Origin of the sequence: Glaciecola sp. 1036 (assembly GCF_050306235.1) — a bacterium.
Classification (GTDB): domain Bacteria; phylum Pseudomonadota; class Gammaproteobacteria; order Enterobacterales; family Alteromonadaceae; genus Glaciecola.
On the sequence record NZ_JBLWFH010000009.1, the window covers coordinates 63,339 to 76,865 of the forward strand.

10 protein-coding genes are annotated in these 13,527 nt (G+C 37.8%); 9 read left to right on the forward strand and 1 reads right to left on the reverse strand.

What is annotated here, in order from left to right:
* Nucleotides 1–1,373 precede the first annotated feature (1,373 nt).
* The 6 genes from ACNKW3_RS13795 (at nt 1,374) to nhaD (ending at nt 9,937) form a co-directional block, all read left to right on the forward strand.
* Entirely contained in the window at nt 1,374–2,306 is a 933-nt protein-coding gene (locus ACNKW3_RS13795) for a sulfotransferase family protein (RefSeq protein ID WP_427399891.1), read from the forward strand.
* Between the two features lie 4 nt (nt 2,307–2,310).
* The gene (locus ACNKW3_RS13800; RefSeq protein ID WP_427399892.1) at nt 2,311–3,051 is read left to right on the forward strand and encodes a putative nucleotide-diphospho-sugar transferase; all 741 of its coding nucleotides are present in this window, start codon (nt 2,311–2,313) and stop codon (nt 3,049–3,051) included.
* A 2-nt stretch (nt 3,052–3,053) separates the two neighbouring features.
* Nucleotides 3,054–3,938, forward strand: coding sequence for a WcbI family polysaccharide biosynthesis putative acetyltransferase (locus ACNKW3_RS13805; RefSeq protein ID WP_427399893.1), 885 nt, complete (start codon nt 3,054–3,056; stop codon nt 3,936–3,938).
* Between the two features lie 196 nt (nt 3,939–4,134).
* Nucleotides 4,135–4,923 (forward strand): acyltransferase, encoded by a 789-nt coding sequence (locus ACNKW3_RS13810; protein WP_427399894.1) that lies wholly within the window; start codon nt 4,135–4,137, stop codon nt 4,921–4,923.
* A 543-nt stretch (nt 4,924–5,466) separates the two neighbouring features.
* Nucleotides 5,467–8,490, forward strand: a complete 3,024-nt coding sequence (locus ACNKW3_RS13815) for a toll/interleukin-1 receptor domain-containing protein (protein ID WP_427399895.1) — start codon at nt 5,467–5,469, stop codon at nt 8,488–8,490.
* Nucleotides 8,491–8,701: 211 nt separating this feature from the next.
* The gene (nhaD, locus tag ACNKW3_RS13820) at nt 8,702–9,937 is read left to right on the forward strand and encodes a sodium:proton antiporter NhaD (RefSeq protein ID WP_427399896.1); all 1,236 of its coding nucleotides are present in this window, start codon (nt 8,702–8,704) and stop codon (nt 9,935–9,937) included.
* Between the two features lie 85 nt (nt 9,938–10,022).
* Here the strand turns inward: nhaD and ACNKW3_RS13825 are convergent, their stop codons facing one another.
* Nucleotides 10,023–10,607 (reverse strand): hypothetical protein, encoded by a 585-nt coding sequence (locus ACNKW3_RS13825; RefSeq protein WP_427399897.1) that lies wholly within the window; start codon nt 10,605–10,607, stop codon nt 10,023–10,025.
* A 309-nt stretch (nt 10,608–10,916) separates the two neighbouring features.
* Between ACNKW3_RS13825 and ACNKW3_RS13830 the strand changes: the two genes are divergently transcribed.
* Genes ACNKW3_RS13830 through ACNKW3_RS13840 form a run of 3 tightly spaced genes read left to right on the forward strand, consistent with a single transcriptional unit; the run spans nt 10,917 to nt 13,526 of the window.
* On the forward strand, nt 10,917–11,477 hold the full coding sequence (locus tag ACNKW3_RS13830; protein ID WP_427399898.1) for a sigma-70 family RNA polymerase sigma factor: 561 nt from the start codon (nt 10,917–10,919) through the stop codon (nt 11,475–11,477).
* Nucleotides 11,462–12,220, forward strand: coding sequence for an anti-sigma factor (locus ACNKW3_RS13835; RefSeq protein WP_427399899.1), 759 nt, complete (start codon nt 11,462–11,464; stop codon nt 12,218–12,220). Before ACNKW3_RS13830 ends, ACNKW3_RS13835 begins: the two co-directional genes overlap by 16 nt.
* Before the next feature lie 34 nt (nt 12,221–12,254).
* Nucleotides 12,255–13,526, forward strand: coding sequence for an alginate export family protein (locus ACNKW3_RS13840; protein ID WP_427399900.1), 1,272 nt, complete (start codon nt 12,255–12,257; stop codon nt 13,524–13,526).
* The last annotated feature ends 1 nt before the right edge of the window (nt 13,527 follow it).

Genomic DNA, 13,527 nt, shown 5'->3' on the forward strand with positions numbered 1-13,527 from the left:
ACAGGCCAAAAATATCTTGAAGCGTAATACGAAGAGTTCGCGCGGGCTTGGCTCATACTTCAGAACAAATACGGAATAACAATGGAAATAAAACCGTTTTGATCTGCGAGGCCAATACACTAGAGTAAGACCAGCAGGGAAACGATACAAGGCACTAGTATTTGTCAAACCGAAAAAAAAATTTCTAAATATCTAGAAGGGTAGCTTGAGGAAGCCGTAGCACTCGCGTTTAATGCTCCATGGGGAGAAGGCTTTAAGAAAACAAACTATCAGTTCTTAGATATTGACTTGTAAAAATCAAGACTGGAAACTGACAGAAGTCCATATTATCAATTTGAAAAATTTATATTAAGGGCTACCCAAGGCACAGAGAATGCATCTTGGGTTAAAATCAACTATTAGTGATTCAGTAATTATTGTTGTTTCGACCAGCGATATAAAAATCAGGTTCATGTTCAAATCCATTGGAAAAATAAAATGTATTACTCAATGAAGGAAAAGGGCTATATTGATCTACGTGTGCACTATTCGAATTAAGGGCTGTCGTTACGTTACAGGCTCGGTGGATCACTTTTAACTGCAAATTAACAGAAGCTATCACAGAGGGTAGTAAATACCTTTAAACCGCCTTATACTCACGGTCAAAGAATATCCATCGTGGCAGAGGAATTACATAACCGATGGCAGTTTGATCTTGGCTTCTTGAATTATGTTTGGTTTTTATAAAGTTCTCGAAGCTTTTGTCCTCGAACGCTCTATTTTAGCTATCGCATTCAGGATGATGAGTTAATTCATTTCCGATAAATTACCAGCATTGAACTAGAAGTAATTGGATATGTTTCGCCTTTACAGGTTTTATAAGCTCAACCGCCAATTTTTAAAAAGTTCGTACTGGATTTATAGGTAGTGGAAGCCATTTAATGTTTTATCAGCAACCTCGTTACAAAATGAATTAAATTTAAACCTCGGCCTGCTTGAGCGTTTTGAATTTTATCTTGCAGGCAAGTTTTTTTAATTCATTCGTATCAATCAACGAGGAGTTTAATTTTATTGGTGTGGTATACGACCTTGATAAATTCTTTAGGGACATCAATTTAGTTGATAATTCTATACTCGGTGGGACGGAGCTTAAAATTAGCCCTTTGGAAGCTTTATCATTTGATAAACCGCTTTTGGTAATACTTGGTGCGATAGATGGGATACAATCGTCATCTTTAATTTATCAGTTTTAGACAGTGGAGGAGTTGGTTGAAAGTCTTTATGAGTTTGATGAAAGTCATCAGAATCTTCGGGAAGAAAATCCCAAAACAGCATTCGATGAATACAATGAGTTGCAAGATGATACCTTTAAAAGATTATTTGGCTAAAAGTTAATGGATTTTCAAACATATAAGAAAACACTTACAGAATGGGCTGTTGATCAAGAACCTGTTTTTATCATGGGGCCGGAAAGAAGTGGGACTAGCCTACTTTTTCAACAAGTGTCAAATCATCCTGCATTCTGTGATTTTTCGCACGCTACCGTAGAAACATTTTGTTTTATAAAGCCATGGCTATTGCTGGAACCTGCCAAGGCTGAGAATTATGAAATGAGAGTATATTTGGGACCAGAAAATCTGACTGCATTTCAAGACAGCATTGCACCGTTAATTGAGCGAAATAAAATGCTGACTGAACAGGGCATGCCTGTTCCATATATTAACAATTCTAAGCGAAAAGACATTTGGTTTGAACGTCGGTATAAACATATCATTTGTGCATTTTTCTATCATTCATGGAAGCATTTGGGCGAAAAACGACTGGTAGAAAAGACCCCTGCGCACATAAGGTGTGCTGAAGAAATCCTTGAGACCTTTCCAAATGCAAAAATATTGATATGCACTCGTGCTCCTGCTGAAATAATCGCTTCTCATAAAAAGCGCTATCAAAAAGAAATTGAGCTAGGGAAGCGCCCTGATGATCCTTCAATAGCTTGGTTGGCGCATAGTACCGAAGATTACCTGAAGTATTTTAATAACATTGATAAGAGAATTACTCATTTATTTAAGGAGCATGGTAAAAATGTAATAGTTGTTCCATATGGGCAGTTAACGAGCGACCCAACAAGAACCTTAGATAAAGTCTTCTCATTTATTGGTGTTGATCCGAAGTTGGCACAAAATGCGAAGGTAGAGAGAAAGGAGCAAGCATGGGATCCACTGTTAAATAAAGCTCCTCAAAAAAATGACATAGATGTAAATTTGTATTTGTCTGGTGATGAGATAAAGCTAATTTCAAATTTTAATAGCCAAAATGCTTGGATGTAGATAGATGATATTTAGAAAGAAGAATGAAGAGGGAATTGTTGTCTACGTTGCAACTAAACCGTACTTTAGAAATGAGGCCAAGTTATCAATCGCTCAGCTTCAAAAGGTGATGCCAAAACAAAAAATTAAAATATTTACAGATGTTGTAAGCGAGTTTGCAGGCTTCGAAAATGTTTCTCCAATAGAGATTAAAAATCCTGAAAATTCTTTTAGAGATAAAGTAAATGCCCTTACTAGTGTAAAAGAAGGAAAAGTTTTATTTTTAGATACCGATATTTATGTTGGTGAAGATATCAGCGTGTTATTCAAGTTATTAGATGACGGTTATGAGATGGCGATGGCACACGCGACCGCCAGAATGAATACATCTCAGTGCTTTCCTGATTTCAACTCCGGAGTTTTCGCATTTCGGAACTCTAAAAAAGTGTCATCTATTTTAGATGCATGGAAAGCCGAATTATTAAGCAAGAAGAACGGATATCCGGATCAGCCCATACTTTCTAATCTCGTTTACAAAAACAAGGTTAAAGTTTTTACTCTTCCAACTGAGCTAAACTTCAGAGGTGGACAAACAGCGATTCTATCCGGTAAGGTGTCGGTTGTTCATTTACACTGGCAAAACAGGTTTGGCTTTGATAACGAAAAACTATTCAAATTTGTAAATAATTCGCAAAATAATCGGGTGTTTTTGCCCGAAGAAAAAGTCATGATTGATGAAAAAAACGTTAGGTTTGAGTACAAGTAAAAATGAAACGTTTTATTGTTATAGGAAATTGTCAACGGGGCTCAATAATCAACGTATTGAAATCGAGCGACGAATTTAAATCTAGTTTTGAAGAAGTTGGGATTCCCCCTGTCTTTTTGATGAAAGCACCGCATTTTAAAAAATTGGAAAGTGAGTTAAGGGAAGTTGACTTGGTAGTATATCAACCAATTTTATCTTCAGATTTTCAAACTGCAAGCTCAGGTTACGTAGAAAGTGTTGTATCGGAAAGTAACCGAATAAAAGTTCCGAATGCTTTTTTTCAAGGATATCATCCTGATTTGGTTGAATTTAAGTTGTCGCAAGTTGACACAGCATTTACCCCATTAATGGAAAAAACAGGAAGCCACCATTCCGCTACACTTATTCAGCTTTTTAATGCGGGTAAAGATGTAAAACAGGCCATAACAGTTTTAAGTGAGCTCAATCAAACAATTCGTAACAAAATCAAAAAAGTTGCCGCTGAATCTATTCAAGAGTTGAAGTCTAGAGAGGTAAATTACAATTTGGATGTTTGTATTTCATCGTTTATCGAACAAAACTTCAAGCAAAAGAAATTATTTCATATTCACAACCATCCCTCTAATATCGTTGTAAAACTGATCGTTCAAGAGATTCAGAAGCGGTTTTCACTTGATGAAAATTCTATATCAATGCCAGCTAATGAACTTCATGGCTTTTCTCAGCCGCCTATTTTACCCGTCGTAAAAGAAGCGTTAGAGTTGGAGTTTGAATGTCAGAACGCTTTATTCAATGAGTCAAAATATTCATTCAATGAGTGGATTGAAAACTGTTATGAATTGTATTCACGTTGCTCCAATTTTAACGATCACTATGCAAACTCGTTCAAACATAAATCTTTAATTTAATTTATGTTAAGCAATATAGTGGTTCAGGTTGGACCGCCAAAATCCGAGATTTCTACCATCCAGAACTGGTTTGAATAATCGTCAGAGGCGATCTCTACTATGCATCTCGCGTGCCTGATTCAAACCGGGTAAGACCAGTTTATGTTAGATTGTTAGTTGTTTATATTTTCGAGAATTATATTGATGAGGTAGTTGTGTGGGTAAGATTATTTATTCTCTGTCTGAGGCGGTAGATGGGGCGTCAATTAATGGTCAATTTAATGAATCTTGTAAGTTAATTCTAAGTGATTTAGCGAAGGATGCACTGAAAAGTGGTCGCTTGAAAATAATTGTAGAGCGTCATGGCGGCGTGGCTAAACTAGAAAACGTTATTATTGAAATAGGGGCTAAGTCAGGAATGATTTCAATCTCTATCGCGGAATTTAATACTAAAATTTCGATTGGCGATAATTGTTTTGGAAAATTCTTTATTAGTATCTGGGGGGCGTCTACCGTAAATATTGATCCTAATACTTCAAGTAATGGGTGTCGGGTAATTTGTGACAATGGTGATGTGCATATCGGTGAAGACTGTATGATTGCAGATCATGTAATTTTTCAATGTGGAGATCAGCATGGTATTGTCAATGTAGAGAGTGGAGATATTGTAAACGCGGATAGGGCTTCGGTTAAAGTGGGTGAACATGTTTGGTTGGCTCGCCAAACGACTTTGTTAAATAGCTCTAATGTATTAAGTGGCTCAGTGGTGGGCTTGGGATCAGTTGTATCCAGAGGGACATTTGAAAAGAATTCTATTTTGTTGGGTATACCTGCAAAGGTAGTAAGAAATGGTTTTACTTGGTCAAGATCTACTCAGTCATTAGATAATTATTCAGCCAAAATTATAGAAGAATCTCGATTGCAACAAGAAGAGTCTAGATTGAAACAAGAAGAGTTAGAGAAAGATAATTATCTTAAGGCTTTTTTCAAAAAGTTATTTTCTTAGCATCATGTTTTAGAAGATTGGAAAGTGTTTCAGCCGTTGATTAGTTTTATCGACAAATGATCCAGTAATAGTAATCAATCTCACTAGGTTCTGTATGTTCTAAAATTCAAATATTATTCATAATAACTTGTAAATTGAATTGAAAAAATTGGGGAAATATTTAGTGCAATGGTGGAACAAAAAGTCATGCAGTTGAACAATTGGCATATCCGACTGATAAAAAAGAAAACGTTCACAGTATGTTTGGAAATATCATCCTTCAAAAATTCAACTTTGTCTTTCGCTATACGATAAGGTAAATTCACCTAATTATTTATCCGCAAAAGCGTTTTTTGCAGCAACGCCATTCAGAGCAAATCCAAGCATTTGACAAATTAGCAGTACTTTTGAGTGTAATTTCTATGAAGTGTAATAGAACCAACCAAACCTCCGTTATTTCTAAACAAGTTCCCACTTCGCAAATATTATCCCTATGTAAACCGCTAAATGCTCTTTTGTTTGTTTAGTTTATTTTCATTTTATCTAAGGTTCTGAGTTTTCCCGATGCCATCGTCCAAAGATCAAAATACTGTTTTTATTTCCTATTCCCGACAAGACATCGAATTAGCGGAGCAAATTCGCCATGACCTAAACGCCCAAGGCTTTAATGCATTGTTCGATAAATACGATATTGCAGCGGGTGAAGATTGGCAAACCCGTTTGTCAGATATGATTGCTAGTGCTAATTCGGTGCTGTTTTTGATTAGTCCTGAATCCATTAAATCTCATGTATGTTCTTGGGAAGTGGATGAATCTGAACGTCTGGCAAAGCGCATATTTCCGGTGATTCTAAAAGACACTGAATTAGACTTAATACCTGGACGATTGCAAAGAATAAACTTTACTTTTTTAAATCAATCCGACATTCAACAACGAGAATTTGATAGGTTAGTGCAAGCGTTAAAGTCAGATCAGGCTCTAGTGAGAGAGCATACCCGATTGACGCAAGCTGCTTATTTATGGGACAACAATGGGCGTAATCCGTCTTATTTGCTGAGAGCTGATGCCATTGCTCGGGCAAATCAACTGCTCAAAAACCATTCTCATACGTCGTTAGAAATCTCCGATTTATTATCTGAGTTTTTAGATGCCAGCCTAGCGCAAGAAGAAAAAGATCGTAATTTCAAACGCACTATTATTCAACGAAGCTTTGTGCAACCGGCTCAAACAGCACTGGAAGATGGTAAATTTGATTCTGCGTTACGCAAAATTGCTGCCGGCGCAATTTTATCGGATGATCCTAACTTAACGCTGGAAGAAAACGCGCATCACACTGAAAAACACGCTTTGTGGCGAAGTGCTATTTCAGCAGCAAGCGAACCAACCTTGGTTCAAAAGATATTTTATGGCGCTAGTGAACACCTTGGAAATGTGCAGCTTAGTGACGATGAAACAAAGGTTTTAGGGTATTCCTATCGTGGCCAACTTTTCGTTTGGGATATACAAAGCTGTGAGATTTGTTTTGCATTGCAACCACCGCTAGAAAAAATCAACAAAGCACTATTATTAGAAGACAATCGCTCGCTATTAGTGGCTGGCGAAAGTGGTGTGGTTCGAGTTTGGGATATTGAGACTAAAACGCTTGTAAGTGAGCTAACAAAGCACGAAGAAGAAGTTAAGACGTTTACGTTATCTGCAGACAAAATGATGCTAGCCAGCGGTGGAAGAGCGACCCAAGACAAGCGAAACAATGATATAAAAGTTTGGGGAATGCGATCACAAAAATTGCTCGCACAATTTCCATTAAGTCATACTGATGGGGTCGATAAGATTCAGTTTAATGCCGATTCGGCTATGCTAGTTTCGACTTCCTCAAATCATGTTCTTTTACATGATTTAGCTGACAGTGAAAGCATGAAATTACCCACAATTGAACGTGCACTTGAGCATTTAGACAAAGATGCTCCTAACATTCGCTGGTATCATTCTCATATATTAACGCATCTAATCCATGAAACTTATCAACTGATAGTGCTAATGCGGCATATTTGTTTAAAAACAAAGAAAAAAGCCATGACAATTCAAATATGGGATATAAGCAGCGGTGAACTTTTATGTACCAATACCCTGCGTAATATTTCATTTACGAGTGCACAAATGTTACTTGACGAAAGTCATTTAGTCGCCCCTGTTGAGGGCGAATATTTAGGCGTATTTGAGGTGGAAACTGGAAAGTTGGTAAATAAACTTATGGTAAATGCCGAGGCTAATTCAACCATTAAACAATCAAAATGCCAGCAATTTTTATTTATCGGTACTGCAGACAGGATTATCCATCTATTTGATCTCAAAGCCAATACTTGTGTAGCTGAATATAAGGGGCATACTGGGCCCGTGACAGATTTAGCCTTGAGTAAGCGTGGTAACTGGTTTGTCAGTTCCGCCGGGGTCTACGTAAATGCTTCGGTAAAGCACCAAGGGGAAAGCGAAGACAATACTGTAAGAATGTGGTCAATAAATTTTCCAAAACCCAAAAATGTATTTAATAACACTAATGATGCTTGGGCGCTAAGTGTTAGTGAATGTGGGAGCTTTATAAGTGCCGGATATCCAAAAGTGGGTGTTTTGACTAAAGATTTATCCGATAACGAGTTCTTTTTATTAAAAACACCAAAGGGATTTTCAGGTCCTTATAATATCGTTACCCACCCTAAATATGAGACCTTGTTGTTAGATGAAGGAAGGCCTCACAATATTTTATTATGCATTTATGACGACGAGCCTGAATTTGAAACCCTACAACAACTTGAAAATACCTCGGCAAATGCTTTATGCAAGGGAGCGCAATTGGCTGCTTTTGCCGATCAAGATGGTAATATTCAAATTCAAGATGTATCCAATAAAAGAAATGAAAATTATCGAGTTCATGATGTGAAGATTGAAAACCTTCATTTCAATGATGCGGGCACTCACTTGGTATCTATAGATGTAAAAGGCCGAGTGGCGATAAAACAAATCAATAGCTCAGATCCTGCCTATATTTTCGAGACTGGTTTAGAGAAGAGTACGTCTATTTGCATTAATAACCAGGTCAATCGTATTGTTGTGGTAAACGAAAATAAATTGCTGTTTTATTGCAAGCAAGAGTCCAATGAACAAGCAAAAGACGCAAAAGAATCTAATTGGCAACAGGTCGTTGAACTAACCGAGCATGTGAATTTTTTTGGAGGCCCAGTTTCAGTGGCTTTTCATCCAAAAGGTTATATAGCCGCAACGGGTAGTGTCAGTATTGATCAAGTGTATTTATGGGATGTGCAAACAGGCGCAAAATTGGCCACTTTTTCGGGCCACAAAAGAACCTTATCACTGGCCATTAGCCCAAATGGAAAAGATCTTTATGTGGGTTCTGAGAATGGCGTATTACAATGGGATATTTCATCATTTGGTGATTTTGATGGTAATCGACTAGCCTATTTATCGAAGTTCTTAGACAACGGAAGAGACAAACTCAGTTATGCAGAAAAACAAGATTTATTAATGAAAAATACGCCTTCGCCCTTGTTAGACGAACTTAAAAAGCGGCTGTGAATGTTTGTAAAATTTAATTAGAAATAAATCCTAATTTTGTGCAAAAAGATACCGAAGATTGCTATTGATTAACAGTTGATTATCAATAATTACAACGCCTTTTCATATAGCCTAAATTTATCTTGAATATCGAAAAATAAATGCCGCTGTAGGCATGACTTTTCGCTATAATTCGCCCCTCAATTTCCCGTCCTACATCAAGGCATTTTAGATGACTACAGTCCTGCTAATCTTAGTCGCGCTCGGTTTTATTTCGATCGTGGTTGAGGATATCGTGCATATCGATAAAGCTAAAACCACTTTGTTCTTTGGTTCATTGGTTTGGGTGCTGTATTTCATTTTGCCCATTGGCGATCATGATAGTAATGGACGCATGGATGTTCTGAATGAAAACCTACTAGATGTGGCAACTCTGTGGTTGTTTTTGATGGCTGCTATGACTTTTGTGGCTTACTTATCCGCTAAGGGCATCATTGAAGGTATGGTTGGTCGTATGTTGCCAGAGCGCATCAGTGAGAAAAAGCTAATGTTTCTAACCGGACTCTTTGGCTTTTTGTTTTCTTCTATCGCCGATAACATTACATCAACATTAGTCTGTATTTCATTTTTGCTCAGTTTAAATCTAGACACAAAAAAGCTACTGCGCTATTTGGTCTTGATCATCTTTTCAGTCAACGCCGGTGGTGCTGCATTAATTACAGGTGATGTAACTACCCTAATGATATTCTTGGCCGGTAAAGTCAGTATCACCAATTTATTGCTCATCAGTATTCCAGCGTTCTTAGCGGTTATGGTTTTGGCCAGTATGTTGTCAATTGGCATGAAAGAACAACTGGTGTTTGAACAGAACAATGTGTCTATCAATCGCGGCGATAAAATTGTCGCGGGTTTATTCTTATTAACTATTTTAGGAACTTTGGCTGCAAATGTGGCGTTTGGTATTCCCCCTGTACTTTGTTTTCTGTTTGGACTCTCTTTAATGTTTATGGTGGTGCAGTTTTTAAACCGAGATGAGCAAGTCCTCGAATATATTCGCCATATCGAATTTGACACTTTATTGTTCTTTCTTGGGGTTTTATTGCTAGTAGGAATGCTTAAAGAACTAAGAGTGTTGTCATATTTTCCTCAATTGTACGATGTGATCCCAGTACAAGCTGCAAATTACCTCGTAGGCCTAGTATCCGCGTTATTAGATAATGTTCCCTTAACAGCTGCAATTTTAAAATCAGGCATCGATATGAATTTAGCTGAGTGGTTAACCTTAACTTATTCAGTAGGCGTTGGTGGTTCTCTTTTAGTCATTGGCTCAGCAGCTGGAGTTGTCGCTATGAGTAAAGTAGAAGAATTGAATTTTGTGCGCTATTTGCGCTTTATAATCCCATTATTAATTGCATATTCATTGGGGTTTATCGCTGTGACTGGGGTTGGGTATTTACTTACTCATTAAGTAAATATAAAGGGCCACAAATATATTTAATTGCGAGTCTTAATATTTGAGGCCACTTTTAGGTAAAACTAATAAGATAAAAGTACTAAATGGAATTACCTAGCATTTTACGTTTACGCACAACAAAGGCTAATAACCCTAATGCTAGCAAAAGCACGTTTGAAGGTGCAGAAACATTTTGTTGTGACGTACCAGGTCCACCAGAAGGCGGTGTGTCAGTCAAAAACTCACTCACATGGCTCATACGGTCAATACTAATATTTCTTATCGAAAAATCTACCCCAGCTACCGAAAAGTCTACAACGGCAAATGCTAAATCGCCGATATTTTCAAAAAGGTAATGTGAGTCAATGGAAGTTCCACCGTTACCTAATTTAACTAAAAAATAATCCACTGGACTACTTAAGCTTAAGTAATAAACATCGTCAATTCCAGCATCATCTACAAGCGTCCAATTACTTCCTGAAGATGAATAGCTATTGTCTATAGTCACATCTGCACCAAGAACAGACTCCACCCAGCTTTCTTCCGTTGCACTACCGCTGTTTGGTACATTGAAGCTAGTAATAAAATTATCGATTCCGCCCACATCTGATATAAAGTTTGCATTTGCTGTTGAAGCCATAAATACAAAAATCATTGCCAATATTGGGCGCACTACTGTTTTCATTTTTTGATCTCTCCTTGAATCTATGTGACGGTTAAACTTAAAGCAAAAATTAGACCTAAGTTTATATTTACATTAGAATCAGAGGGTTACCATGTTTTGTATAGACGGGTTCTCAGGCAATGTAAAATTATTCGACGCTTTTTCGGTGAAAACCTTTTAAATCTCCCGACTATCTTTAATACAATTATCTTCTAGATTCATGTCTACACAGATGAATTGATTCCCACTGCAACTTTCCAATATTCCTTGGCGTAATCCTCAGCAATAGCAAAATAAACCCAAAAAGCCTTAGGGCTTTGTGAGGACGTAATGTCAACGCCCATCGAATCAGAATTACTTGAAGAATTGCTTGCAAGGTGTGCCCTGCAAGATCAAGCAGCATTCGCACGCCTATATCAAAAAGTTGCTGGTAAGTTAAATGGCATTGCCTATCGCATTCTTAACAGCGTAGATACAGCTAACGAAGTTTTGCAAGAAGCTTTTATTCAGATCTGGAATAACGCAGGGGAATACCGAGCAGATAAAGCTGAGCCTATGACATGGATGGCATCTATTGTGCGGTATCGAGCTTATGACAGAATAAAATTTGAAAAGCGCCGCATTGAAGGTGCTCAGTACAAGGCAGATCTGGAAAGTTTTGATTCCATCGAAAGTACCCACAAAACGGGCATTCAAATGTGTGAACTCAGTCAGGAACTATCCAACTGTTTATCGATACTAGATGATAACCAACATAAATCAATTTTAATGGCTTATTACCTTGGCTTTAGTCGAGAAGAATTGGCGATGCATTTTGAACGCCCAGTAAATACTATCAAGTCTTGGTTAAGACGTGGTGCAGAGAGGTTAAAACAATGTCTGGGACAATGAAAAACACCTTGGCTCGTTATCAACAACCCGAAGTTGCGGAACATTTAGCGTCTCAATACGTACTAGGTCAGTTAAGTATTTTAGTGACAAAGCGCCTCGAACGATTAAGGCTTGAGTATGACTATAAACTTATCGATGAGCGCATTAGTTATTGGGAACAAAAGCTTTCCCCCTTAAATGAAAAGACACCTGAATTAGCGCCGTCACCGCAAACGTGGAAGAACATTCAAAAGCAACTTAAGTTTAACGCTGCTCCACAAAAACAGGTTTCTTGGGTGTCCTCAATTTTAAACCCTAAATGGTTTGGCGCCATAAGTTTTGCCTGTTGTTTGATGTTTGCTGTGTTGCTGATCAATGGGTCCTTTGAAGAAGATCCCTTAAGTTATGTAGCGGTAATGGAAACTTCCGACAATCAACCTCAGATGGTGGCAGCAACCTACGGAAATTCAAAAAATTTAGTGCTGGATATTATTGAATTACCAGAAATTGCTGAAACTGAAAGTTTTGAGCTCTGGGTAACGTCCAAAACCGATAATCAAATTCGTAGCTTGGGCCAGGTGCCGAAAGATATGACTAGCTTTCAACGTCAACTTTCAGAGGCTGAATGGCGTTTAATTAAGGATTCCTCCTATTTAATTTTATCCATTGAAGAAGAGGGTGGTTCTCCCATTGGTGAACCCAGTGAATTAGTTGTTTCCCGTGGCTTGTGTATAAGGTTGTCAGCATGGGACGCCCAAAGCTAACTCTAAAACCTATAATAAAAAGGCTTAAATAAAGGTGATAACACGTAAAAACACAAAGGTGATGCAAGCTGTTGCATGTGGATTGGCTCTTAGCAGTAATGCGAATGCAAATACCTTCTTTGAGCAGTTGGAAATAGAACCTTCAGGGCGTTACCGATATCAACAAGTACAGGATCAAAACAGAGGTGATGCCAGTGCGAGTACATTAGCTCTACGAATTACCGCCGCTTGGGACAATAATCACCAATGGTCGGGGTTAGCCCAATATGATCACGTGCATGGGTTTAATCGAGGAAACTTCAATTCTGTCACCGAAAATATTGCTACTAGTCCCATTTCAGATGTGCCAAGCAGTGAATTAAATCAGTTTTGGATGCAATATTCATCTGAGACTAATTGGTTGGTAAAAGTAGGACGGCAACATTTAAATTTTGACAATGAACGCCATATTAGCAGTGTTGAATTTTGGCAAAATGATCAGACCTTCGATGCCGTGTTACTGCACTATGCTGATGGTATTAAGTGGGATTTTAATTATGCATATTTGACTAAGGTGCACAGAATATTTTCTGATGATGCTGGTGTTATTTTGCCTGAATCTGATCCTAGATTTGAAACCAACCCAATCAGACCTTTCTCAGAACTAGGAAATCACGATCACAATAGTCATATGTTTAATTTGTCGTATGCTGTAAATCCATATGTATCTTTAACAGGCTACGCATATCTGCTCAACAATAGTTCCGCCCGACAGTTTTCTAGCGATACTTTTGGAATGCGTATTGAAGGTCAGATTAAACCTGAAGCTATTAAATATGGTTACAGTGCCGAAATTGCCCACCAACAAACAAGTAGTAGTAGCCCTTGGGACTATAATGGATTTTATTTTTCAGCAGAAGTAAGCGCACAATATAAGAGTCATGAAATCAGTATTACCCATGAAAGACTTAGCCAAGATAACGGCTTAGCCTTCGTTACTTCATTAGGTAATAATCATTTGTTTTTAGGATGGGCCGATGTGTTTCAAAGTTATGCGAATGCTCAAGGGTTAACTGATACATTTGTCACTTATCGAGGGAGAAGTGGAAAACTGCGCTGGCGGGCTTTATTGCACCAATTTAATAGTGCATCGTCTGGCAGGACTATAGGGTATGAAGTCGATCTTGAGGTGGCATATCGCTACACGCGAGATTGGGAGTTTACTTTTATTGCTGCCATGTTTTTTACTGATAACGGAATTGATGCAATACCAAGTTCTCAAGAAGATTTAACCAGTTTGATTGTATCGGCGTCATATAAATTTTAAA

Excerpts from the sequence above, each read along its gene's own strand:
- ACNKW3_RS13795 (WP_427399891.1), top strand. The coding sequence starts at position 1,374 with ATGGATTTTCAAACATATAAGAAAACACTTACAGAATGGGCTGTTGAT.
- ACNKW3_RS13800 (WP_427399892.1), top strand. The coding sequence starts at position 2,311 with ATGATATTTAGAAAGAAGAATGAAGAGGGAATTGTTGTCTACGTTGCA.
- ACNKW3_RS13805 (WP_427399893.1), top strand. The coding sequence starts at position 3,054 with ATGAAACGTTTTATTGTTATAGGAAATTGTCAACGGGGCTCAATAATC.
- ACNKW3_RS13815 (WP_427399895.1), top strand. The coding sequence starts at position 5,467 with ATGCCATCGTCCAAAGATCAAAATACTGTTTTTATTTCCTATTCCCGA.
- nhaD (WP_427399896.1), top strand. The coding sequence starts at position 8,702 with ATGACTACAGTCCTGCTAATCTTAGTCGCGCTCGGTTTTATTTCGATC.
- ACNKW3_RS13825 (WP_427399897.1), bottom strand. The coding sequence starts at position 10,607 with ATGAAAACAGTAGTGCGCCCAATATTGGCAATGATTTTTGTATTTATG.
- ACNKW3_RS13830 (WP_427399898.1), top strand. The coding sequence starts at position 10,917 with ATGTCAACGCCCATCGAATCAGAATTACTTGAAGAATTGCTTGCAAGG.
- ACNKW3_RS13835 (WP_427399899.1), top strand. The coding sequence starts at position 11,462 with ATGTCTGGGACAATGAAAAACACCTTGGCTCGTTATCAACAACCCGAA.